Origin of the sequence: Proteus alimentorum (assembly GCF_002607735.1) — a bacterium.
Taxonomy (GTDB): Bacteria; Pseudomonadota; Gammaproteobacteria; order Enterobacterales; family Enterobacteriaceae; genus Proteus; species Proteus alimentorum.
The window spans coordinates 503,418-525,237 of the sequence record NZ_NBVR01000031.1; the positions used below are offsets into that span (position 1 = coordinate 503,418).

Sequence of the window (21,820 nt, forward strand, 5' to 3'; positions counted from 1 at the left end):
AAGCAGCAAACGAAATTAGCGTTTAACTTCTTCTAGGTCACTCGGTAATGGTGACTGTAAACTTTGCCAGATAATACCACTGTCTTTACCATATTGACGGACACATTCCATGACGTGCTCGACATCTTTTTGCTCACATAATGCAGCCAGTTTTTTATAGAATGCTAACGCGAGTTCTTTAGCTTGAATATTTGAGAAATAATAGCGGCCTACGCGCGTATAAAGCCCTTTTAAACCGTTTAAGATAAGGCCATAAATTGGGTTACCTGATGCAAACGCCAATCCACGAAAAATGTTGTAATCTAGTTCACTAAACTCATCAGCGCTATTTTCAGTGGTAAGCGAATGGTTTAAAACTTCAATACATTTTTCAGGGCTATTTCTGAATGCTGTACGTATAAAAATAGCTGAGATATTGGTTCTGACAGCCAATAAATTATCGATTAATTGTGGTACTCGATCATGATCAAGGCGAGCTACTGTTTCAAGGATATTAAGGCCAGATGTTTCCCAGAAATTGTTTACCTTCGTTGGCTTTCCGTGTTGAATTGTTAACCAACCATCACGAGCAAGGCGTTGTAACACTTCTCTTAGTGTGGTTCTTGTAACACCGATTAATTCAGAGAGCTCACGTTCCGCTGGAAGAATAGATCCAGGAGGAAAACGATTATTCCAGATGCTTTCAACAATATACTCTTCCGCAAAACCTGCGGGGCTTTGAGCCTTAATAACCATATTTTTATTTCTTCCGAAGCGATTTTTCTGCTAATAATGGTAAAGATAATATCAGAATGCGTAATTTTGATATAGCTCAACCATCATTAAATAGTGAATGGCATCATAAAACTGGATGTGGTTTTATCAATTTATTATTACTAATGCGCTTAATTTCACAGCGATTAGCGCGTACTATGGTTAAATTGCGCATCATTGCGCTTAAAATCTCTATTTGGAGGATGAGAAACCTAATGGATATGAGTATAAGACAAGCACTACTAAAGAACTTTATGGGGAATTCCCCAGATTGGTATAAGCTTGCTATTCTTACTTTTTTAATTATCAACCCACTGATTTTTTTCTTTGTTGACCCTTTTGTCGCCGGCTGGCTATTAGTTGTAGAATTTATTTTTACACTCGCTATGGCGCTAAAGTGTTACCCGTTACAACCCGGAGGATTACTTGCTATTGAGGCCGTCATCATTGGTATGACTAGCCCAAAACAGATTGGTCATGAAATTGCCAACAACCTTGAAGTAATTTTGCTTCTTGTCTTTATGGTTGCAGGTATCTATTTTATGAAGCAATTATTACTGTTTGCTTTTACTAAACTGCTGTTATCCATTCGTTCTAAACGAATGTTATCTATCGCTTTTTGCTTCGCAAGTGCATTTTTATCTGCCTTTTTAGATGCTTTAACCGTTATCGCGGTTGTCATCAGTGTCTCTCTCGGTTTCTACTCTATTTATCATAATTTTGCTTCTAATCAATCAGGTGCAGAATTAAATAATGATGGATTTATTGATACCGCAGAAAAAAAACAAACTTTAGAACAATTCCGTGCTTTTTTGCGTAGCTTAATGATGCATGCTGGTGTTGGTACTGCATTAGGTGGCGTAATGACCATGGTAGGTGAACCACAAAACCTTATTATTGCAAAACATTTAGAGTGGGATTTTGTGACCTTCTTTATCAGAATGTCACCTGTCACTATTCCTGTTTTCTTTGCAGGTCTTGCAGTGTGCTACTTTGTAGAACGCTTTAAGCTCTTTGGTTATGGTGCTGAATTACCTGATTTAGTTCGTAAAGTTCTCACTGAATATGACAAGAAAAACAGTGAAAAACGTACTTCGCAAGAAAAAGCACAACTGATGATCCAAGCATTAATTGGTATTTGGTTGATTGTTGCTTTAGCGCTCCATTTAGCAGAAGTCGGTATTATCGGTTTATCTGTTATTATTCTTGCCACCGCTTTTTGTGGGATCACAGAAGAACATGCTCTTGGTAAAGCATTTGAAGAAGCCTTGCCTTTCACTGCATTATTGACCGTTTTCTTCTCTATTGTTGCTGTTATTATTGATCAACAATTATTTGGTCCTATTATTCAGTTTGTTCTTCAAGCTTCAGAATCATCACAACTGTCTCTTTTTTACCTCTTTAATGGTCTACTATCTGCTATTTCAGATAACGTGTTTGTGGGTACGGTTTATATCAGTGAAGCTTTAACAGCATTGCAAGATGGATTAATTAGCCAATCACAATATGAGCATATTGGTGTTGCTATTAATACAGGTACAAACTTACCTTCTGTTGCGACGCCAAATGGTCAAGCCGCATTCCTGTTCTTATTAACATCTGCACTATCACCACTTATCCGTTTATCATATGGCCGTATGGTGATAATGGCACTGCCATATACGATTGTAATGACATTGCTTGGTTTATTGGCGGTTGAATTTTGGCTTGTTCCTGCGACACATTGGTTCTATGAAATTGGTTTAGTTGCCATTCCATAACAATAGATACACAGCTACACCACATAAATAGGACTTTTATTTGATAAAAGTCCTATTTTCTTCATTAAAAGAAGCTTGAATGTAAATATTTGTGAAATAACGGGTTTTAACTTTTTTTGCGCTTGATTTTTCGGCAGAATAGACACTTATTTTATTTAATATTTAAATGGATATTATTATGCTGACTTCTCTTCGTCACTGGTCACAAAGCCGTTTTTCATGGCTGTTGCTTGCATTAACAGCAATAGGTCTTGAAGGTGCTGCGTTGTATTTTCAGTACGGAATGGAATTAATGCCTTGTGTCATGTGCGTCTATCAACGCATCGCGGTATTAGGGATCTTAGTTGCCGCATTGATTGGGGCATCCGCACCTAAAATGGCACTTATGCGTATGGCTGGTGGTTTTTTATGGATTTATTCTGCATACCGAGGAATTGAACTTTCTTGGGAGCATACACAACTTATTCTGAATCCATCACCTTTTGCAACCTGTGATTTTTTTGTCACTTTACCTTCTTGGTTTGCCCTGCAAGATTGGTTCCCTTCTGTATTCCAAGCAACTGGTGATTGTTCTGTTAGCCAATGGCAATTCTTAACTTTAGAAATGCCACAATGGATGCTGATTATTTTCTCTGCTTATTTTGTTGTAGGCTTATTAGTATTAATGAGCCAAATCACAAGTTCTTTTAAAACAAAAGAATAAAAAAGAAAATAGCCTTTAGCGATAAACTAAAGGCTATTTTTATAATAAATAAATGATGATTAAACATTCAATTCCAAATAAGTTTTAACCGGGAATACAAGCCCCTTCAATTAAAGCTTGTTCACTGCAACGCTTACCATTAGCAAATTGACACACAGGTGTCTGACCGCCATGTAATTCATAGTTTAAAGAAGGCACGCCACCTGAAAAAATACAGGTGGCCTTGGCTGATCCTTCTAAGGGAATATCAAGATTCGTTGTCGGTATTGTTCGACTTTTACTAACCATTTGTGTAGATGAATATTGTGTCTGCGCTGAATTACTGCATCCTGCAATAAAAGCAAAGCTAGTTAACATAAATAGATAACAAGCTGTTTTAAATTTCTTTTGCATCAAAGACACCTTAATTTCTTCCAGTTATTCCTATTAGTGTGAAGCGCTTTTTGAAAGTAGATTTATCACTAAAACACCAGCAATAATTAAAGTCATACCAATAATGGCAGGTAAATCGAGTTTTTGTTGATAGAGAAACACAGCTGCAACAGAAACTAAAACTATCCCTAATCCACTCCATATTGCGTAAGCAATACCTAATGGCATAACTCTTACCACTTGGGAAAGTGCCCAAAAAGAAAGACAGTAACCAATGACGACTACAATAGATGGATATAATCGGCTAAAACCATCCGAAGCTTTCAGCATTGTTGTCGCAATCACTTCAGATATAATTGCCAACATTAGGTAAGTTAATCCATTCATTTTTTAGCCTTAATCCTATACAAAGTCAATTTTGTGAATTCTATCACAAGCGAGATTAAGGATATTCATCTACAACAAATAAAAAAGGCACTCTTCCTATTGAATAAGTGCCTTTATATCGTGGAAATACTTATTTAGTGTTGATGGAGCTGATTCTTTTGGCGGGGTTCTCCCCCCATAGCCACACGATAACGATTAAAGATAAAACCACACCAAGCTGCTGCAATAATACTTAATATTGTTCCCGCATAGCCAAGATTTGTCATACCAGCATGTAAAATAACCTGATTACCAATCAATGCGCCAGCACCAATACCGATATTAAAAATACCAGAATAAATAGACATCGCTATATCCGTTGCATCAGGGGCTAAATCAATCACTTTCACCTGCATTCCTAGCCCAATGCACATAAATCCAATACCCCAAAATATAATCAGCACAATAAATGCGGTTAGATTCTGGCTACTGATCATTAATAAGCTTAAACAAACAGTAAGCAATATTAAGGCTGAAAATAAGAATGATGTTGGCATTTTGGTGCTATAACGACTAAATAACACGCTACCAATGATACCGGCTCCACCAAAAATCAATAACACCAACGTAGCAAAATTCTGATCCAGATTTGCAATATCAACCACAAAAGGCTCGATATAGCTATATGCGGTAAAGTGAGCAGTAACGGCTATTACTGTTAGCAGAAAAATCCCCATCAATGGGCCACGCTTTAATAACATAGGCACACTTTTTAGTGATCCTGAATGCTCACTCGGTAATAAAGGTAGATAGCGCATTAACGCAAACATAGTAATTAAGGCTAATATTCCAATGCCCATAAATGTTGCACGCCATCCTAACCACTGTCCAACAACACGACCAATAGGTAAACCTAATACTGTTGCAAGTGCTGTTCCTGTTGCTAATAAACCTAATGCCTGAGCTCGTTTACCCGCAGGTGCCACTCTAATAGCTAGAGATGCGGTAATAGACCAAAATACGGCATGAGAAAACGCGACACCAATACGCCCTGCTATCAGTGACTTAAAATCCCATGCTACGCCAGATAAAATATGACTTAAAATAAAGAGTATAAATAAAATAATAAGTAACTTACGTCGCTCAACTTTACTTGTCATTATCATTAAAGGCAGAGACATTAAAGCAACAACCCAAGCATATATCGTGATCATTAAACCTGTTTGAGCAGGGATCATACCAAAGCTTTCAGAAATATCACTTAACAGTGCAACAGGAACAAATTCTGTTGTATTAAAAACGAAAGCTGCGAATGATAATATTATTACCCTGATCCACGCTGTTTGACGGCTAACTTCATTTACATTTGATGCTGCGATATTCATAATTAATCGATGTTTTCTTAAATTATATTGATATATATGCCATGCTTTTTTATAGAAGCTTTTGTCTGATTTACTTTTCTTACTTGAGCCAAAATGGATTTATTACATTGAAAATAAAAAATAGCATAAAGATGAAAATGCATTTTGTTAGAAACAAAAAATAAACCAAATTATCACTAGATTTCATTGCTAAAGCGAATCAGCTATCAATTTTAGCATATTCATATCGTAACTTTAAATCCCCTTGGCAACTTCTTTTTAACGTTAACATAATCTTTTAATTGTAAGATTGTAGATATAAATGGCCTATCTCTACTTTATGTTGAAGAATAAAAATAGACTCTTTTCAAGAAAAATATATCGCATATTCATTGAATTAAGTTAAGAAATATTAATTTAATCGCCGAAAATAATCTGACAGTTGGATAAAAGATAAATAAAAATAGAAAGGATATTGAGATTATTGACTCAAGTCATTAATAACTTGAAGTGCTTGCTCGCAAGCAATATTTCTCGAGGGGGATGTTGAACCATCAAAAGCATTTTTGATGGTCGATATTTGTTCTTTTGCTGGTCGTGGTAGCATTAACTTTCCATCAGAAAGCGCTTTTTCAACATCATTTAGCTTTTCAGCTAACTGCTGACAACTTCCATTATTATCTTTAGATTGATAAATAGCCATAAGCGTATCGCGTTTTGATTCTATGGTAGAAAGGGTCTCACGTACTGTTGATGAGGAGTTTTCAATCACTTCGCGGCTTTCACTCCAAAACTCAGGTGTATTTTCTTTAATGACAGACACGATTAGAATAGCAGCAAGGATAGCCAGCATAATAGTTAGCGATAATATCCCTCCTGCAATAATAAGTATCTGTTTCATATTAAACTCCACATATAAATCATATCTGCTTTAATATTTCTTTTTTAACGCTTATTTCTTAATATATATAGTTAAAATAAATCAGGTTCAATCTGGATTACGATTCTTTTTGTTTTTTACATTTTATTACGGAGGTATACAGTTCTATTTATTCTTATTTATAGAAAAATAAGCACCTAGCTTTACTTAGATGCCATTAAATAATATATAAATTTTTCTTGATAAGATCATTTTTTAGAGCAACACGCAATATAATTTAAAACATGTCGATTTTCTCTAAAAAAACGAAACATTGATAAGAAATGTGGTCTATTTTGCTTATTTACCAACCCATTTTTAATTATCTTAGCAGCTCTAAATAAGCCTTCATCACGAATTAAACCGATAGGTGACATTAAACTCATATTGCCAGATTTTATTGTTACTTCTGAGAAACCAATATTAATAAATAAATCATGCCACTCTTGCTTAAACATTGGTGCTACATTTGATTTCACTACACCGATTAGTTTATCTCTATTAACATCATCCTTTTTCTTCATAATATCGTGAGTTAATAATAAACCACCAGGTTTTAAAACACGGTAATATTCTTTTACTAGCTTTGCTTTGACTTTATCTGCATACATTGTCAACATTGCTTCATTTATAACAACATCAAACGTATTATCGGGAAAAGGCAAAGATAACGCATTGGCTTTTGTTAATTGGATCAAATGTGATAATTGTGCGTTATCAACATTATTTTTCGCATGAGCCAAAGCATTATCATCCATGTCAACCGCAATAATATGGCAATCATATTTCTTAGCGATTTCAATTGATGTTGTCGCCATATTACAAGCAATCTCAAGTACATGGCTTGATGATGTAAAATGTGCATTATTAATTAGCCAATCAGATGCTTCTACACCACCTGGTCTTAAACGTGTTTTCCCCAAACTTGCTAAAAAGGTATGCCCTGCTTTTGCGTGTTCTTGAGATATAGACTGCATTGTAGTTTGATTATCCATATTGCCCGCCCTTAAAGTTGCATTAATAATACAGCTTTATAGCAAAACGTATTAAATGGGAATAGTTATCATTAATTTTCTGTTTTATATAAAGAAATTCCGAATATATAAAGAGATATAAAATTGAATGTTGATATATAACCAATTGAAATAAAATAGGTTAAAAAGGCTATTTTGTAATTACGTCATTAAAGGTAAAGAACATTAAACTTTGAATAACAACATTGACCTTCCCCTAAGGGGAATCTTTAGAGTGATAACAATTTCACGATAAATCAAAGGAAACTGTTATGAAAAAAATTTTACCTACTGCTGTTATTTTAATGAGTGCTCTCTCTTTTGGTGCAATGGCAAACAATGCTCATATGAACATGAAGACGGATACACCTCATAACAGTTCGCCAATGCAAAAGGAACTCAATGATTCCATGAATAAAATGCATGCCGATATGGCAAGAGGAATGAACACTGATAATGCGGATGTCGCTTTTGCTGATGGTATGATCGCCCACCATTTAGGTGCAATTGACATGGCTAAAATTGAGTTAAAATACGGTACTGATCCTGAAATGCGTAAACTCGCCCAGGCTATTATTGATGCACAAGGCCCTGAAATAGAGCAAATGCAAAAATGGTTAGAAAAAAACAGAAATAACAAATAATCTATTTTTCACTAATCAAGGTTATTGATAAGTATTACTAAGTTATATAAATAAGGTCAAAAGAGCCTATATTATTAATATTCAGGCTCTTTTATAAATTTATTCTAATTATTAACGAAATAGAGGCATAACATCATGTGCCTTTAATATCACAGAGCTATTAAACATCAGTATACCTAAAAAAATAAAAAACAGTCCTACCAACACTCTTCCTCCTACACCAATATATTGAAGTGCGGTGTTAGATTTCTTAGTCAACAACTGGTATGCATAATTACGCATATAACAGACAACGAGTGCAATGAGGCTGATCGTTGTTGCAGTTCCTATTGCCATTGCGATGGTGGCGACAACACCCCAATAATAAATATTTAATGCATAAGAAAATAACAAAACTAATAAAGCCCCAGAACAAGGGCGACAACCAATAGCCAAAAGTACCGCCAATTGAGAACGCCATTGAGAAGGTAAGTCTTCTGATGTCATAACATGTTTATGACCACAACATTGATGTTCTGCCATTATAATAGGCTGTTTGTATGGGCATTTAGGCACGGTCATTATACGAGTGGCTTTTTCGAATTTTAAATTTCGTTTTTTTCTATGTTGTAAAAGATGACGAAGGGTTTGCACACAAATAATAAATCCAGATAATGAAATTAAAAGATAACTAGCATTTTCTAGATAACGACTCACTGCTCTTAAATACACACTTGATAAATCAAATAAAAATAAAATAATGGTCACGATAAAAATAGCAACCATACCTTGAAGCAACGATGCGAATACACTTAACCACACACTTTTCTTTAATTTTGTTGGATGTGTTGAAATATAGGCAGTAATAATCACTTTTCCATGCCCAGGGCCAATAGCATGAAGCAATCCATAAAGAAAACTTACACCGATTAAAATAAAACCGACTTTCCAGTCATTCTCGCTAATATCTTGCATTAAAGTAGCAAGCTCACTATTCATCTTTTTCTGCCAATGAATATTGTAATACGTTAATTCAGACCAAAAATACGCCAGTAATAAAAGACTCCCCACGATTAATAATATAAAAATCATTGATAATAAAAATGAATTCTTTCTTGTTACGCTCATTTACATATAACCTGTACTCGTTGAGTAAAAGACAACCCTAGATTTAAATCCATATCAGGCATTTCATTGGTATCAAGTGTTTGGGCGTAATTCTTTAGCTTTTCATCAGCAAAAGGCTCTATCAATTTATGCTCACATTCAGCAGCCATTTCTATAGGAAGCGTAATTTTTGAATCATTGGAATAAGCCATGCTGACATAGAAAGTGGGATCATAAGTCAACAGTTCAAATTTATGCTCAGAAAATGGAATAGGCGTAATTAAGAGGATATCGAAACTAAAAACGACTTGTAGCTTATTTCTCTCAAGAACATAGTTTTGAGGTATACGCTTAAAACTCTGCTTTTTTCCATCAATGTATAATTCTGAGAAATAATTCTGAGCCAATATATTTGTCATTAATACTGCTGCTTGTTTTTTCCAACGTTCACTTTCTGGTTTCACATTTTGTAAGTCATAAAGAATATCCATTGACGTCATGGGATCCATTACCCAAGAAAAACTCAATCCAATTAATTTTTCATTGTGTGTATTAAACGTGGTTTGCATCTCAATAAAACTATGTGGATGCGCTAAAGCGACGGGAGATAAGAGCAGAGTAAAAAGTGCCATCAATACCGAGAACATTCGATAGAGATAATGTTTAAATTTCAATATCAGCATAGATAAAAACCAAAAAAAATATTTATTTTGGTACAATATAACATTTCATTTTATATAAATGATAGTCATTTCTATCTACCGACTGATAGAATTGCCGTTACGTTTAAGAATATTTTAATAAATGAAATTTAAAAACAAAAAAACCACCCGTTGTAGGTGGTTTCTTTTTTCGAACTTGCTAAGAGATCAGCTAAGCTTTATATGGTGCCCAGGGCGGGACTTGAACCCGCACAGCCTTACAGCCGAGGGATTTTAAATCCCTTGTGTCTACCGATTTCACCACCTGGGCTAAATTGTATTTATTTGTTACGCTTAATACTTGCTTATTAAACAAGTTAGATAACAAATAAATTTAAAACATTTACTTCTAAAATTGCCAACTTCAGCTTTTTACTTTTCTTTCACTAACTTATGCTAGAGGAAGAAAAAACGGACCCAAGTTGAGGTCCGCTATTTATATGGTGCCCAGGGCGGGACTTGAACCCGCACAGCCTTACAGCCGAGGGATTTTAAATCCCTTGTGTCTACCGATTTCACCACCTGGGCTAAATTGTATTTATTTGTTACGCTTAATACTTGCTTATTAAACAAGTTAGATAACAAATAAATTTAAAACATTTACTTCTAAAATTGCCAACTTCAGCTTTTTACTTTTCTTTCACTAACTTATGCTAGAGGAAGAAAAAACGGACCCAAGTTGAGGTCCGCTATTTATATGGTGCCCAGGGCGGGACTTGAACCCGCACAGCCTTACAGCCGAGGGATTTTAAATCCCTTGTGTCTACCGATTTCACCACCTGGGCTAAATTGTATTTATTTGTTACGCTTAATACTTGCTTATTAAACAAGTTAGATAACAAATAAATTTAAAACATTTACTTCTAAAATTGCCAACTTCAGCTTTTTACTTTTCTTTCACTAACTTATGCTAGAGGAAGAAAAAACGGACCCAAGTTGAGGTCCGCTATTTATATGGTGCCCAGGGCGGGACTTGAACCCGCACAGCCTTACAGCCGAGGGATTTTAAATCCCTTGTGTCTACCGATTTCACCACCTGGGCTAAATTGTATGGTGCGCCCGTAAATTCTTATTACTAAGAGATATACTGGTATGGACGACTTATTACTTATTGACTTCTCAATGCCATTCACAATGGACTTTCTTTTGCACCAAACTCTTTATCTAAAAGAGATGGTGCCCAGGGCGGGACTTGAACCCGCACAGCCTTACAGCCGAGGGATTTTAAATCCCTTGTGTCTACCGATTTCACCACCTGGGCATTAATGGAGGCGCGTCCCGGAATCGAACCGAGGTACACGGATTTGCAATCCGCTGCATGACCACTCTGCCAACGCGCCTCAACTGCTCAATCTCATAAGAGATTGGAGCGGGAAACGAGACTCGAACTCGCGACCCCAACCTTGGCAAGGTTGTGCTCTACCAACTGAGCTATTCCCGCTTTACCGAACTTGCTGATTTACTTATTTTATTTCCGTAAACCGTTGTGCCTTTCGATGCGTTGCATTCTACTGATTTCCTGAATCTAGTCAACACTATATTTGCATCTTTTTGACCGTTCGGTGAATTTTCAGTCATTTCGATCAACCTTCGCGCAAATCTGACCACGCAGCGCTCAAATATTGAAACATTGACCAAAAAGTTAGCACTGTTGCGATATATAATAAAGCGAATCCAAACCACTCTGCTTCAACAGTAGGACGCCATAATAACACAACAAGCGATCCCATTTGTGCGGTTGTCTTCACTTTTCCTATCCAAGAAACGGCAACACTGTTACGTTTTCCTAATTCAGCCATCCATTCTCTTAGTGACGAAATAATAATTTCACGAGCAATCATTGTTGCTGCTGGTAAGGTTATCCACCACTCATGATAGTACTCAGTAATTAAAACAAGTGCTGTTGCAACCATTACTTTATCCGCTACTGGGTCAAGAAAAGCACCGAAGCGGGTAGTTTGTTTCCATCTACGAGCTAAAAAACCATCAAACCAATCTGTTGCAGCTGCTACCATAAAAATAATAGCGCAGACTAATGGAGCATCTTTGAATGGCAAATAGAACACCAAAACAAAGAATGGGATTAGAGCGACACGAAATAGAGTTAGCCAAGTTGGGATATTTAGTTGCATAGCGTTCTACACGACCTAGAAAAGTGAGAGTTATTAATATGGTGCATCAATACACTTAGTGTTTCAACGCATTAAATATTTTTTCTGCTAATGCAGTCGAAATTGTGGGGACTTTCGCAATTTCTTCAACACTTGCGTCTCGTAAAGCTTGTAGCCCTCCCATATATTTCAACAACATTTGACGACGCTTAGGCCCTACACCTTCAATAGACTCTAGTGAACTGGTATTTTTTACTTTGGCTCTACGTTGACGGTGCCCTGTTATTGCATGACGATGCGATTCATCACGAATATGTTGGATCAAATGTAACGCAGGTGAATCAGAAGGTAGTGCCATTCCCTCACCTTCAGGTACAAAAAACAAGGTTTCAAGCCCTGCTTTACGATCACTCCCTTTTGCAACACCAATTAATTTCGGGTGTGATTTGTCCCAATCAACATTAAGAGTATCAAATACCTCTATTGCTTGTGCTAATTGCCCTTTACCACCATCGATAAAAATAATATCTGGGATCTTACTGTCTTCTAATGATTTACCATAACGTCGAGTGAGCACTTGATTCATCGCCGCATAATCATCACCAGGAGTAATACCACTGATATTATAGCGCCTATATTCAGATTTTAATGGGCCATTCATGTCAAATACTACACATGAAGCCACAGTTTGCTCCCCCATAGTGTGACTAATATCAAAACATTCCATTCGTTTTATCTCTTTCATATCAAGAAGAGACATCAACGAGGTATAACGTTGCGAAATGGTCGATTGCTCGACTTGTTTTGAAGCCAATGCCGTTGCTGCATTTGTTCTTGCTAATTTCAAGTAACGAGCTCTATCACCACGCGGTTTTGTTTGAATTTGAATTTTTCGCCCGGCAATAGATGAGATAGATTCAGCTAGAATGGCTTTATCTTCTAAATTAAAATCGAGTAAAATTTCAGTTGGCAAAGTACGGATTGCACTGCCTTGCAAATAAAATTGACCAATAAAAGTCTGAACAACTTCCTCGATTGAAGTATTTGCAGGGACTTTAGGAAAATAACTCCGGCTACCTAACACTTTACCTTGACGGAAAAAGAGAACATAAACACAAGCAATCGCACCATTAAAAGCAACACTGATCACATCAAGATCATCACCAATATTGGCGACAAATTGTTTTTCGGTCACTTGCCTTACTGCTTGAATTTGATCACGGATCCGAGCAGCCTCTTCAAAACGTAATTCTTGGCTTGCTTCTTCCATACGTTTAACTAATCCTTCAATAACTTGTGTATCATCACCTGAAAGAAAAAGTCGCACATAATTAACTTGTTGGGCATATTCTTCATCAGAAACATAGCCTTTTACACAAGGTGCAAGACAACGGCCAATTTGATATTGCAAACACGGTCTTGAACGATTGCGATAAACACTGTCTTCGCATTGACGAATAGGAAACAATTTTTGCATTAATGCCAATGTTTCTCTTACTGCAAAAGAGTTAGGGAAAGGTCCAAAATATTCCCCTTTAGCATGTTTTGCACCACGATAACTAGCAAGTCTAGGATGTTTATCACCACTTAAATAGATATAAGGATAGGATTTATCATCTCGTAACAACACATTATAGCGAGGTTGATAGCGCTGGATGTAGCTGTGTTCAAGCAATAAAGCTTCCGTTTCTGTATGGGTGATCGTGACATCAATATTTGCGATACACTTCACTAACGCTTCGGTCTTACGGCTATTTACCTGTGTACGAAAATAGCTCGAAAGCCTTTTTTTCAGGTCTTTCGCTTTGCCGACATAGATTACTGTGTCTGTCGCATCATACATACGATACACACCCGGTTTATCTGTAACTCGGCTTAAGAATGCTTTGGCGTCAAATTTGTCTTCCACTTTGTAAATGACTCTCTATCTCAATTAACCCATAACGTATTGCTATATGTGTTAATTCTACATCACCTGAGATTTTAAGTTTACTAAACATTCGGTAACGATAGCTATTTACTGTTTTTGTATTAATATTCAACTCACTTGCGATTTGTGTGATTTTTTTTCCTCTAATGATCATCGACATAATCTGCAATTCTCTTTCTGACAGATGATGTAAAGGATTTAATTTTTGCTGTAATTTTGTTAGTGCGATCTCCATCGCTAACTCTTGGCTTATATACCGTTGACCGATACAAACCTGCCGGATAGCTTGCAGAATATTTTCACAAGAAGTATCAACAACAATAAAACCTTCAATACCCAATTGAAGAAGTGTTATTGATAATATAGAGTCTGTTTTTGGTGAAATGACAATAATTTTAATTGATAAAGATGATCGCTTTATTCTTTTTATAGAATCAATTAATGAAACTGAGGGTGCTGAATAAATAATAATAAGATTAACTGAAAACTGCCGACAATAACGAAATGCATCATTTTCATCATTCATCACCTTTCGAATGTTGATTTTTTTTATTTGACTAAGCAGTGTTTTCATTCCCAAGCTAAATATTTCAACTCGACTTATTATCAATGTATTTATCAATAAATTTTCCTTTAAAAACTTAATAATCATCCAATTAAAAGCAGAAATAAACCGTAAAAATATCATATTCCATTAACAATCAGCATTCTATCTTTTTCTCGTGCAGTTTATCTTAAAAATTTATTTTTTATTTCAAAAATTAAAAGATACTAAAAAGCCTCCTTATTTTTATAAGGAGGCTAAAAAAACTTAATTTACCCATCAGTACTCACAGTACTCAGTACAAAACCTTGCCTACAATTGTTCCGTTATACGGCTTTTTTTAGGTGGTAATGGTGAGAAATACCCGATTAATAAAATCAGTATTGCAACACCAATAAAGGCCAGTGCTCTGAGCAACCCACTACTTAATGATGTATCAATTAGGAAGAGTTTAGCGATAACCACAGCCAACAATACACCACCAATAAACCATTGTGAACGTGATTTTTTACGTGTCGCCATCACCATAGTCACCAATGCAGTAATAGCCCAAATAATCGCTAATACTGTTTGGATCACTTTGGAATTAATTATTGCATAACTCGACCAATCAACATCCGTTGCAAAAACTAATCCTCTTAATAAAATACCATTTGCCCACCAAAAAATTATAGCAGGAATAATGTAATTAAATATAGGCAAGTTATTTTGCAATAATGCTTGATATTTAGATGACTGTTTTATTACTGAAATAAATTTATAACCAATCCATATTCCAATAACACCCATTAGATCCATCAAATTAAATAATGGAATAAATTTAATTCCACTTTCAGTGCCATCATTAAAGTTTGCAAAGATTAAAGAAAGTATCAGTAAACCCGAAACAGGTAAAGTGACTACCCAATAAGCATTTTGGTACTCTTTTATCCAATTAACTTTCATTGCTAGTATATAGCTTATTGCGATAAATAAACTTATAACAAAAATAACGCTTGCAAAATGTAAGCTCACATAAAGGTACGTAACATCTATTAACCAAATAATTTCAGTAAATAAGAAAAGGCCAATAAAGATAAGATGCATACTGTGGATCAATGCTGTATTGATCCTTTGTTTCGGCAATAGTGTATTTACTTTAAGCAAGTAGAAACCACTCGCAAAAATTGCAATCCAGATAATCGCACTTAGCCAATTATCAATTAACGAACCTGCAAGATAGATATACACCAACATAATAAGCGCAGACATTGGCCATAATAAAATAGAGCAACTTGCCAACTCAGAAAATTGGGTTTTCTTCCCAGCAAAGAACATGCCCCAGCAGCTAATAAGAATAAAAGCAAAGGTTATGGATTTTACTTCTGGCAAGAGCCAATGTTCGCCATATTCTTGTAAAAGCAGAACGCTATATCCCCAACTTACAGCAGAGATAAATAGTGTTACATATCCAATAGCCCGATTATCAAGATGAGTAAATTGAGCTCGCCCCCATAGTACTGCGACGGCAAATACAACGATTATTTGAGTTACAAGCATTAGCCAATCGCCTAGCGAAATAATAGGCATGTTTAATAATAAAACAAAGGAAACCGCAACTAAAATAGTCCCTGCAATTGCCGGTTTCTTTTGCTGCTGTAAAACAGAAAATGCAAGGATCATCACCCCTTCAATGGCCCATACAATCGATGTCCATTCAGCAGAGAATGCAAATGGTACAGCTAAAGTGGCAAAGGTGACAGAAAGCATAAAGAAGGCAATTGCCAGTAGTTTACCCTCTTCACGATAACGCTTAAGTGCAAACCAAGTTAGTGCGAAATAAGCTAATCCATAAAGTGATGAAGCAATAGCAACACCATATGGCCATTCTGAAGCTAATCGATGCTGGAAGATAAAACCAATTAATGGCGTACCAAATAGTAATGTGGCATCAAAAGGAATATTAAGTTTCAGTTTATTTTTTAGTGTTGAAAGTTCCGTTGCAACACCAAAAATCAACCAATTTGCAATTAAAAATAGCTGACAAGGTAAATAATCGGCATGAGTGTAATTTGGTATTGCCCATATAAAACCGATACCAAAAGTAAAAGCAAAACCAATAAGATTTAATAAACGCCAAACTTGCCAATGGCTGATAATAAGAATACCAATTGAAAGAATAAGATAATAGCTAAACAATCCTACATAATTGTTATCACCAGTAGATAGTAAAACAGGGGCTAAATATCCACCAAGTGAAGCTAATATAGCTAAACTAATAGCCCGATGAATAACTGCCAAACTTACACTCACCAAGCAGATAAACACCATAATAGCGAGAGCAATGCTAATAGGAATAAAGTCATAAATTTTAGTCGCAGCAAAAATAGTAATGTAAAGCCCACCAATGCCGCCACCTTGTAAAATTAATGCATATATCAGGTTTTTCTTTCTAAGCCACCAGCCAATACCTAATAAGGCCAAACATCCTGTTCCCGCCATCATTAAACGTGTTGATGCTGAGACAAGCTCATTCTCAATACTGTATTTAAGTAAATAAGACAGACCGAAAAAGAGTAATAACATCCCTATTTTGGCCAGTGGATTTCCTGTTACTACCCAATTCCAAATAAGTCCCAAAATCGATTTCTGTTGACGTTTTGGCCGAGGGTTTAAATGAGGTCTATATTGCGATGCAGGCCTATTTACTTGAGGTGTCGCATTTCCCACATAACCTATTTCAGATCCCGCCAAGTTTGCGCTTGCTACGTTCGCCCTCTTCTCTACAAGCGGATCTGATGTTGATTCAATATATGTTTGTTTTTCTTCTTTTTGATAACGATGAGAAAAACGACTTGTTGCTACCTTAGGTTGATAAGGCTCAGATCCTTTCGGTGTAGGAGTTGTTGATATTTCTGCCTGATTAGGTTGTTTGTTTTCAAGGTTAATATCATTAACCATAGACGATTGAACAACTGAATTTTCTTCTTTAGGAGAAACTTTATCAAATGTCGTTTCTCGTGAAACCTGTGCGTGTTGATATACTGACGCACCTTTATTCTCCGCCTTATTTTGCGCATGTTCTGTTGTGTTAATAGGTTCAACTGTTTTGGATTGATAAGTTGAAGTGGTTGAAACTGTTGGTTGAGGCTCTTTTTTTATATCACGAGATAAATCCTTAACTTCGCTTTTCTGAGCATCAAGCTCTGTGCGAATATCCACAGCATTATCTTTATTTAATAACTTAAATAATTTCTCTTGTTGCTCAATAAGCTTTTCTTCAAGCTGTCTAATTCGATGCAACAATGAGTTGCTATTTGTATAAGCGTGGTATTGCCAATACAAAGATACCACAACAAATATTGTCACTATGAGCGTCAAAAAGTCGTCCATAAACCTAATCCTTTTGCGTTAAGCATCACATGGTTTTAATCTCTTAACCTTAGTTATACTTTAATTTTCACAGATTTATCTTAGTTTATTCCTAAATAATCTATTTCGAGAACTCTTGATTTAAACCTAGCACATAATTTCGAAAAAAAGGTATGATCGGCAGCCTATCTTAACCTTCCATTTATATCGCAAAACACACTCATAATATGAAATTAAATGACGAATTAACTAATGCTATCGCCTCTGTAACAGAAGCCGCAGCTATTGCAGCAATGCCTTGGATTGGAAAACAAAACAAAAATGCAGCAGATGCTGCTGCGGTCAGTGCCATGCGTGAACGTTTAAATAGCCTGAATATCAATGGCGAAATTGTCATTGGTGAAGGTGAAATAGATGAAGCGCCAATGCTCTATATTGGCGAGAAAGTAGGTAATGGGAAAGGCGATAAAATAGAAATTGCGGTTGACCCTATTGACGGTACTCGCATGGTCGCTACGGGTGAAAATAATTCCCTCGCAATTTTAGCCGCTGGCTTTGAAGGCAGTTTTTTACAAGCTCCCGACATGTATATGGAAAAATTAATTGTAGGTAAGCAAGCTGCCGGTGTCATTGATCTTAACCATTGCCTCGAATATAACCTTGATGCTATCGCACAAACATTGAATAAATCTATTGAGCAGTTAACTCTCGCTATTCTAGATAAACCGCGTCACCACGATATTATTAAAGATCTACGCGCTAAAGGCATTAATGTTATCACCCTACCTGATGGTGATGTTTTAGCCTCTTTATATGCCACAATGCCTAATAACAGTATTGATGTTATGTATGGTATTGGTGGAGCACCTGAAGGCGTAATTAGTGCAGCGATTGCTAAGGCATTAGGCGGTGATATGCAAGCACGTTTAATTACTCGTGATATTGCAAAAGGGAATAGTGCAGAAAATAGAGAATATGCCGTTTCTGAAATTGCTCGTTGTCATAAAATGGGTACTGATGTAAATATTAAATTATCATTAGACACATTAGTACGTAACCAAGATGTTATGTTTGCAGCAACCGCGATTACCAAAGGTGATTTCTTATCTGGTGTTAATCAACAAGCTCAATATTTACAAACGCACTCTTTAGTCATTAATGGTTCAACACATTCATTACGTTATATTGAGAATTACCATTTACGTTAATATCTCGATTTGTCTTATTTTCCTTGAGAGATAAAAAAGCGGCGCTTTATTAAGGTGCCGCTAAATTTACTTCAAGGGGTATATTTATTGTTATTTATTCACTTCAGATTTAAGCCAACAAATTGGCTGGATTCTCAACACATAATTTTTTGATAATCGATTTATCAATGCCACGTTGAGCCAATAATGAAAGGAATACATTAGGAACAAATCCCCAACCATTCCCCCCATTTTTCGCCCACATCTGTTTTAAGAACACATCATGGCTTAATACAATTTGACTACCATAACCTCTTTCAATTAAGGTTGCGACTGCTTCTACGGTATCCATAACGCTTGGTGCTGCCCCCTCTTTAGGGAAAGAGATATCCAGCCCAATCATATCAAACTCAAGCCAAACACCGCGATCTAACATTTTACATTGATAATCAATATCTTTACCTGATGGATCAGAGTGTGCCAATGAAATCTTAGCGGGGTTACACCCCATTTCTGTTAATAGAATATCTAAAACTTCATCACCACGACGTTGCCAACCTGGCATATGAATATTCATCGAAGCATGAGGATTACTATTTTGTGCAATAGCAGCGGCACGTAAACTATTTTTCTCACCATCGGTAAAGAATGGAGAAACACCAATTTCACCGATCATACCTGCACGAATATCAGTACCATCAATACCTACATTCAATTCATCATCAATGATTTTTGCCATTGCATCAATATCATCAGCCAGTCGTTCTCCTTCAAACTTTTCAATATAAAGTCCGGAAGAAGCGACAACGTTAATGCCCGTTATTTCTGCAACTTGTCTTAGTTTTCTAATATCACGTCCAATTGATGAGGAGCCTGTTGCATCAACAATTGTTCTGCCACCTAACTCTTTGAAGTTATTTAATTCAAAAATAACATCTTCGATTGGTTTCTTATCCATATTATCGCAACAGCAATATGGATCGTATTTAAGTCCCCACTGAATATCTGCACTCACTTTTTTATCAACTAACACATGCGAGAATTCATAAAAAGGTTCATCAACAACACCTGAGAGATCATTAAAGAGGTGTTCATGGGGCAATGTTAGCCCCATATCTTCTTTTTTCACGGGGCCAGTTACGGTTTGAATATAACCTTTCATTACAATACTCCTACGCTTTTGCTGACTTAGTCGCTCTGAATTCAGGGATTGTGGTTACAATCGCACCCACTAGCGCAAATAATGTACCGATGATTGTCACTAAATAAACAGTATTGCCTAATGAAGGTAATAATAAGTCAATTAATACAGAACCTAACAATTGACCCGCTGTTGAAGCAACACCTAACATCAGTAAGCCTAAGCCACGGACTAAAATAGCCATTAATGCGATAGACATAAGTCCTAAAGGACCACCTAAATACATCCACCAAGTCCCTGGTAATTCAAGAGTGATATGGCCTAATGCCATACGAACAATAAGAGCAATCGTTAAAACAGTGAAGCCAACAATGAAGTTCCAAGTAATAGACACCATCATAGAACCTGTTGCTTCTGCAACTTTAGAGTTACCTGCAGGCTGCCAACCGGCTAATAAACCCGCAAGAAAAGGTAAGATGGCTAAATAAATAAATGAAGTTGAGTGCCATTGTGGAGAAACGACAAATAAAGTGGCAACAACGGCTAACACAGCACCTAATACACGATATGGTGTGAAATATTTTTTCTCATCAACACCAACACCAAAGCGGTCACATAATAAGCCTGATAATAACAGTGCTGAAATTAATGCTGTTTGGAATGTTGCAATCCCTAATGCGCTCGCGGAAGCGCCTTCAGAGAAAACAACCATTGCACCACAAAGACCCGCAAACCAGTTCCATAATGGAATTTTGCGCGTCTTAATTAAACTTGGAATTGAAGCAAATTGCTGGCGATACTGTTTTTTTGACATAATGATAAAAAACATCACCACTAAACCACTGGCAAAAGAGATAACTGCACTGGCGTTACCATCTTTTAAAACATGCCCTAACTGCCCATTCACCGCAGACTGCATTGGTGATAGCATACCTGCTAACACAGTTGCTAACATCAGCAATGGTGTTGATAAATTTTTTGTACTCATAAGATGTTCCTTTTGGATTATTGGCTATGAGTGATTTCTTTTTTTATTTTTCAAGTAATCGGTTTTTTATTAGCGCAGAGCGGCAACTCTGCGCTTTTTTACTTTTTATGACAGTTATTCTTAATTCAAATTAACGGGCGATTTGTTTAAGAATGTTGACCCACATATCTGCATAATGAGGCCATGCTAAAAACTCTTTGCTACCCCAGTGAGGAGAACAGTCACTCATAAAGCAGCCTGTTTTTCCTTTTTCGAACTGACCAAATACCAACAATGGATCTTCACCAATATTTAATACAGTTTCTGTATTCTCTTTGGCTGAAACTTTGTTATAGCCAAGGAACATTGGCCATTCACCAAAACCTTTTACTGATGCATGCTCAGCATTTACAGCACTTGCAAATACACCTTCAGGTGCTTCTACACGATCGTCACCATCCAACATTTCAACAGGCAGAACTTCTGCAAGTAATGTATTTTTGTAGTTTGCTTTAGCTTCAATACCCATAAATGACAGGTAACCACCAATCATTAATAAGCCACCACCATTAACTACGAATTCTTTAATTAACCCTAATGCGTTAGGAATAACTTTCATGTTATAGAAAGTATCGTTTTGCAGAAGGAACGTATTTGCACCAATATCACTAATAACAATGACATCGTATTTAGCCAACGCTTCAGCCGTTTGTGGAAAGGCAACCTGAACGGTATGAGCAGGCATATAATCAACTTCAACACCCTTTTCTCTTAAACAACTTAATAAGAACGTTGAACCTTCTTCATATTTGCTGGAAGTGAAACTGTCGTAGCCTTTGGAGTGGATCATATGAATGTGCCATGACTCACCAATAAATAAGATTTTCATTTTTATGCCTCTTTCAAAA

At 36.3% G+C, this 21,820-nt stretch carries 19 protein-coding genes and 7 tRNA genes; 4 read left to right on the top strand and 22 right to left on the bottom strand.

The genetic code is table 11. From position 1 onward, the window contains the following. Positions 1-15: 15 nt before the first annotated feature. Positions 16-735, bottom strand: coding sequence for a fatty acid metabolism transcriptional regulator FadR (gene fadR, locus B6258_RS12855; RefSeq protein ID WP_099075578.1), 720 nt, complete (start codon positions 733-735; stop codon positions 16-18). A 233-nt stretch (positions 736-968) separates the two neighbouring features. Here fadR and nhaB point away from each other — a divergent pair, with 233 nt between their 5' ends. Both nhaB and dsbB read left to right on the top strand, forming a co-directional pair. Then, positions 969-2,513: a sodium/proton antiporter NhaB gene (gene nhaB / locus B6258_RS12860; protein WP_099075709.1), complete on the top strand. Its 1,545-nt coding sequence runs from the start codon at positions 969-971 to the stop codon at positions 2,511-2,513. Positions 2,514-2,691: 178 nt separating this feature from the next. Continuing rightward, positions 2,692-3,216 (top strand): disulfide bond formation protein DsbB, encoded by a 525-nt coding sequence (gene dsbB, locus B6258_RS12865; protein ID WP_099075579.1) that lies wholly within the window; start codon positions 2,692-2,694, stop codon positions 3,214-3,216. An 84-nt stretch (positions 3,217-3,300) separates the two neighbouring features. Here dsbB and B6258_RS12870 read toward each other — a convergent pair whose 3' ends face one another. From B6258_RS12870 to B6258_RS12890, 5 genes are all read right to left on the bottom strand, one after another. Next, positions 3,301-3,609, bottom strand: a complete 309-nt coding sequence (locus B6258_RS12870; RefSeq protein ID WP_099075580.1) for a putative hemolysin — start codon at positions 3,607-3,609, stop codon at positions 3,301-3,303. A gap of 33 nt (positions 3,610-3,642) precedes the next feature. Beyond that, a complete protein-coding gene (locus B6258_RS12875) occupies positions 3,643-3,975 on the bottom strand; it encodes an SMR family transporter (protein ID WP_099075581.1) in 333 nt (110 codons plus the stop codon). A gap of 134 nt (positions 3,976-4,109) precedes the next feature. Beyond that, on the bottom strand, positions 4,110-5,339 hold the full coding sequence (locus B6258_RS12880) for a sugar transporter (protein WP_099075582.1): 1,230 nt from the start codon (positions 5,337-5,339) through the stop codon (positions 4,110-4,112). A gap of 460 nt (positions 5,340-5,799) precedes the next feature. Further along, a complete protein-coding gene (locus tag B6258_RS12885) occupies positions 5,800-6,219 on the bottom strand; it encodes a hypothetical protein (protein ID WP_099075583.1) in 420 nt (139 codons plus the stop codon). Positions 6,220-6,446: 227 nt separating this feature from the next. Beyond that, a complete protein-coding gene (locus tag B6258_RS12890) occupies positions 6,447-7,232 on the bottom strand; it encodes a class I SAM-dependent methyltransferase (RefSeq protein WP_240531581.1) in 786 nt (261 codons plus the stop codon). A 290-nt stretch (positions 7,233-7,522) separates the two neighbouring features. Here B6258_RS12890 and copM point away from each other — a divergent pair, with 290 nt between their 5' ends. Next, positions 7,523-7,894: a CopM family metallochaperone gene (copM, locus tag B6258_RS12895; RefSeq protein ID WP_099075584.1), complete on the top strand. Its 372-nt coding sequence runs from the start codon at positions 7,523-7,525 to the stop codon at positions 7,892-7,894. Between the two features lie 111 nt (positions 7,895-8,005). Here copM and B6258_RS12900 read toward each other — a convergent pair whose 3' ends face one another. The 13 genes from B6258_RS12900 to B6258_RS12960 all read right to left on the bottom strand — a co-directional run bounded on the left by B6258_RS12900 (position 8,006) and on the right by B6258_RS12960 (position 17,638). Next, positions 8,006-9,001: a nickel/cobalt transporter gene (locus B6258_RS12900; RefSeq protein ID WP_099075585.1), complete on the bottom strand. Its 996-nt coding sequence runs from the start codon at positions 8,999-9,001 to the stop codon at positions 8,006-8,008. Continuing rightward, positions 8,998-9,663, bottom strand: a complete 666-nt coding sequence (locus tag B6258_RS12905; protein ID WP_099075586.1) for a DUF1007 family protein — start codon at positions 9,661-9,663, stop codon at positions 8,998-9,000. Before B6258_RS12905 ends, B6258_RS12900 begins: the two co-directional genes overlap by 4 nt. 202 nt (positions 9,664-9,865) lie before the next feature. Then, a tRNA-Leu gene (locus tag B6258_RS12910) sits at positions 9,866-9,952 on the bottom strand. Between the two features lie 170 nt (positions 9,953-10,122). Next, positions 10,123-10,209, bottom strand: a tRNA-Leu gene (locus B6258_RS12915). A gap of 170 nt (positions 10,210-10,379) precedes the next feature. Next, a tRNA-Leu gene (locus tag B6258_RS12920) sits at positions 10,380-10,466 on the bottom strand. A 170-nt stretch (positions 10,467-10,636) separates the two neighbouring features. Further along, positions 10,637-10,723 (bottom strand) — tRNA-Leu (locus B6258_RS12925). Positions 10,724-10,855: 132 nt separating this feature from the next. Next, positions 10,856-10,942 (bottom strand) — tRNA-Leu (locus B6258_RS12930). A 5-nt stretch (positions 10,943-10,947) separates the two neighbouring features. Beyond that, positions 10,948-11,021 (bottom strand) — tRNA-Cys (locus B6258_RS12935). Positions 11,022-11,046: 25 nt separating this feature from the next. Continuing rightward, a tRNA-Gly gene (locus tag B6258_RS12940) sits at positions 11,047-11,122 on the bottom strand. 142 nt (positions 11,123-11,264) lie between these two features. Beyond that, positions 11,265-11,813: a CDP-diacylglycerol--glycerol-3-phosphate 3-phosphatidyltransferase gene (gene pgsA, locus B6258_RS12945; protein WP_075674025.1), complete on the bottom strand. Its 549-nt coding sequence runs from the start codon at positions 11,811-11,813 to the stop codon at positions 11,265-11,267. Positions 11,814-11,868: 55 nt separating this feature from the next. After that, the gene (uvrC, locus tag B6258_RS12950) at positions 11,869-13,701 is read right to left on the bottom strand and encodes an excinuclease ABC subunit UvrC (protein ID WP_099075587.1); all 1,833 of its coding nucleotides are present in this window, start codon (positions 13,699-13,701) and stop codon (positions 11,869-11,871) included. Further along, positions 13,685-14,344 carry a LuxR C-terminal-related transcriptional regulator gene (locus tag B6258_RS12955; RefSeq protein ID WP_099075711.1) on the bottom strand — a complete coding sequence of 220 codons (660 nt, stop codon included), beginning with the start codon at positions 14,342-14,344 and terminating at the stop codon, positions 13,685-13,687. Before B6258_RS12955 ends, uvrC begins: the two co-directional genes overlap by 17 nt. 234 nt (positions 14,345-14,578) lie before the next feature. Continuing rightward, positions 14,579-17,638: a DUF2339 domain-containing protein gene (locus tag B6258_RS12960; protein WP_099075588.1), complete on the bottom strand. Its 3,060-nt coding sequence runs from the start codon at positions 17,636-17,638 to the stop codon at positions 14,579-14,581. A gap of 206 nt (positions 17,639-17,844) precedes the next feature. Here B6258_RS12960 and glpX point away from each other — a divergent pair, with 206 nt between their 5' ends. Next, complete coding sequence (gene glpX / locus B6258_RS12965) at positions 17,845-18,825, top strand: class II fructose-bisphosphatase (RefSeq protein ID WP_099075589.1); 981 nt, start codon at positions 17,845-17,847, stop codon at positions 18,823-18,825. Between the two features lie 109 nt (positions 18,826-18,934). On the opposite strand, the gene B6258_RS12970 is transcribed toward glpX, so the two are convergent. The 3 genes from B6258_RS12970 to B6258_RS12980 form a co-directional block, all read right to left on the bottom strand. After that, positions 18,935-19,966, bottom strand: a complete 1,032-nt coding sequence (locus B6258_RS12970) for a methylphosphonate esterase (protein WP_075674019.1) — start codon at positions 19,964-19,966, stop codon at positions 18,935-18,937. A gap of 10 nt (positions 19,967-19,976) precedes the next feature. Then, positions 19,977-20,933 carry a DMT family transporter gene (locus B6258_RS12975; RefSeq protein WP_075674018.1) on the bottom strand — a complete coding sequence of 319 codons (957 nt, stop codon included), beginning with the start codon at positions 20,931-20,933 and terminating at the stop codon, positions 19,977-19,979. 130 nt (positions 20,934-21,063) lie between these two features. Beyond that, positions 21,064-21,801 carry a glutamine amidotransferase gene (locus B6258_RS12980; RefSeq protein WP_006532984.1) on the bottom strand — a complete coding sequence of 246 codons (738 nt, stop codon included), beginning with the start codon at positions 21,799-21,801 and terminating at the stop codon, positions 21,064-21,066. Positions 21,802-21,820: the final 19 nt, after the last annotated feature.

What these genes read in the sequence shown, in the direction of transcription:
- fadR (WP_099075578.1), bottom strand. Translation starts at nt 735, where the DNA reads ATGGTTATTAAGGCTCAAAGCCCCGCAGGTTTTGCGGAAGAGTATATT.
- nhaB (WP_099075709.1), top strand. Translation starts at nt 969, where the DNA reads ATGGATATGAGTATAAGACAAGCACTACTAAAGAACTTTATGGGGAAT.
- dsbB (WP_099075579.1), top strand. Translation starts at nt 2,692, where the DNA reads ATGCTGACTTCTCTTCGTCACTGGTCACAAAGCCGTTTTTCATGGCTG.
- B6258_RS12870 (WP_099075580.1), bottom strand. Translation starts at nt 3,609, where the DNA reads ATGCAAAAGAAATTTAAAACAGCTTGTTATCTATTTATGTTAACTAGC.
- B6258_RS12875 (WP_099075581.1), bottom strand. Translation starts at nt 3,975, where the DNA reads ATGAATGGATTAACTTACCTAATGTTGGCAATTATATCTGAAGTGATT.
- B6258_RS12880 (WP_099075582.1), bottom strand. Translation starts at nt 5,339, where the DNA reads ATGAATATCGCAGCATCAAATGTAAATGAAGTTAGCCGTCAAACAGCG.
- B6258_RS12885 (WP_099075583.1), bottom strand. Translation starts at nt 6,219, where the DNA reads ATGAAACAGATACTTATTATTGCAGGAGGGATATTATCGCTAACTATT.
- B6258_RS12890 (WP_240531581.1), bottom strand. Translation starts at nt 7,232, where the DNA reads ATGGATAATCAAACTACAATGCAGTCTATATCTCAAGAACACGCAAAA.
- copM (WP_099075584.1), top strand. Translation starts at nt 7,523, where the DNA reads ATGAAAAAAATTTTACCTACTGCTGTTATTTTAATGAGTGCTCTCTCT.
- B6258_RS12900 (WP_099075585.1), bottom strand. Translation starts at nt 9,001, where the DNA reads ATGAGCGTAACAAGAAAGAATTCATTTTTATTATCAATGATTTTTATA.
- B6258_RS12905 (WP_099075586.1), bottom strand. Translation starts at nt 9,663, where the DNA reads ATGCTGATATTGAAATTTAAACATTATCTCTATCGAATGTTCTCGGTA.
- pgsA (WP_075674025.1), bottom strand. Translation starts at nt 11,813, where the DNA reads ATGCAACTAAATATCCCAACTTGGCTAACTCTATTTCGTGTCGCTCTA.
- B6258_RS12960 (WP_099075588.1), bottom strand. Translation starts at nt 17,638, where the DNA reads ATGGACGACTTTTTGACGCTCATAGTGACAATATTTGTTGTGGTATCT.
- glpX (WP_099075589.1), top strand. Translation starts at nt 17,845, where the DNA reads ATGAAATTAAATGACGAATTAACTAATGCTATCGCCTCTGTAACAGAA.
- B6258_RS12970 (WP_075674019.1), bottom strand. Translation starts at nt 19,966, where the DNA reads ATGAAAGGTTATATTCAAACCGTAACTGGCCCCGTGAAAAAAGAAGAT.
- B6258_RS12975 (WP_075674018.1), bottom strand. Translation starts at nt 20,933, where the DNA reads ATGAGTACAAAAAATTTATCAACACCATTGCTGATGTTAGCAACTGTG.
- B6258_RS12980 (WP_006532984.1), bottom strand. Translation starts at nt 21,801, where the DNA reads ATGAAAATCTTATTTATTGGTGAGTCATGGCACATTCATATGATCCAC.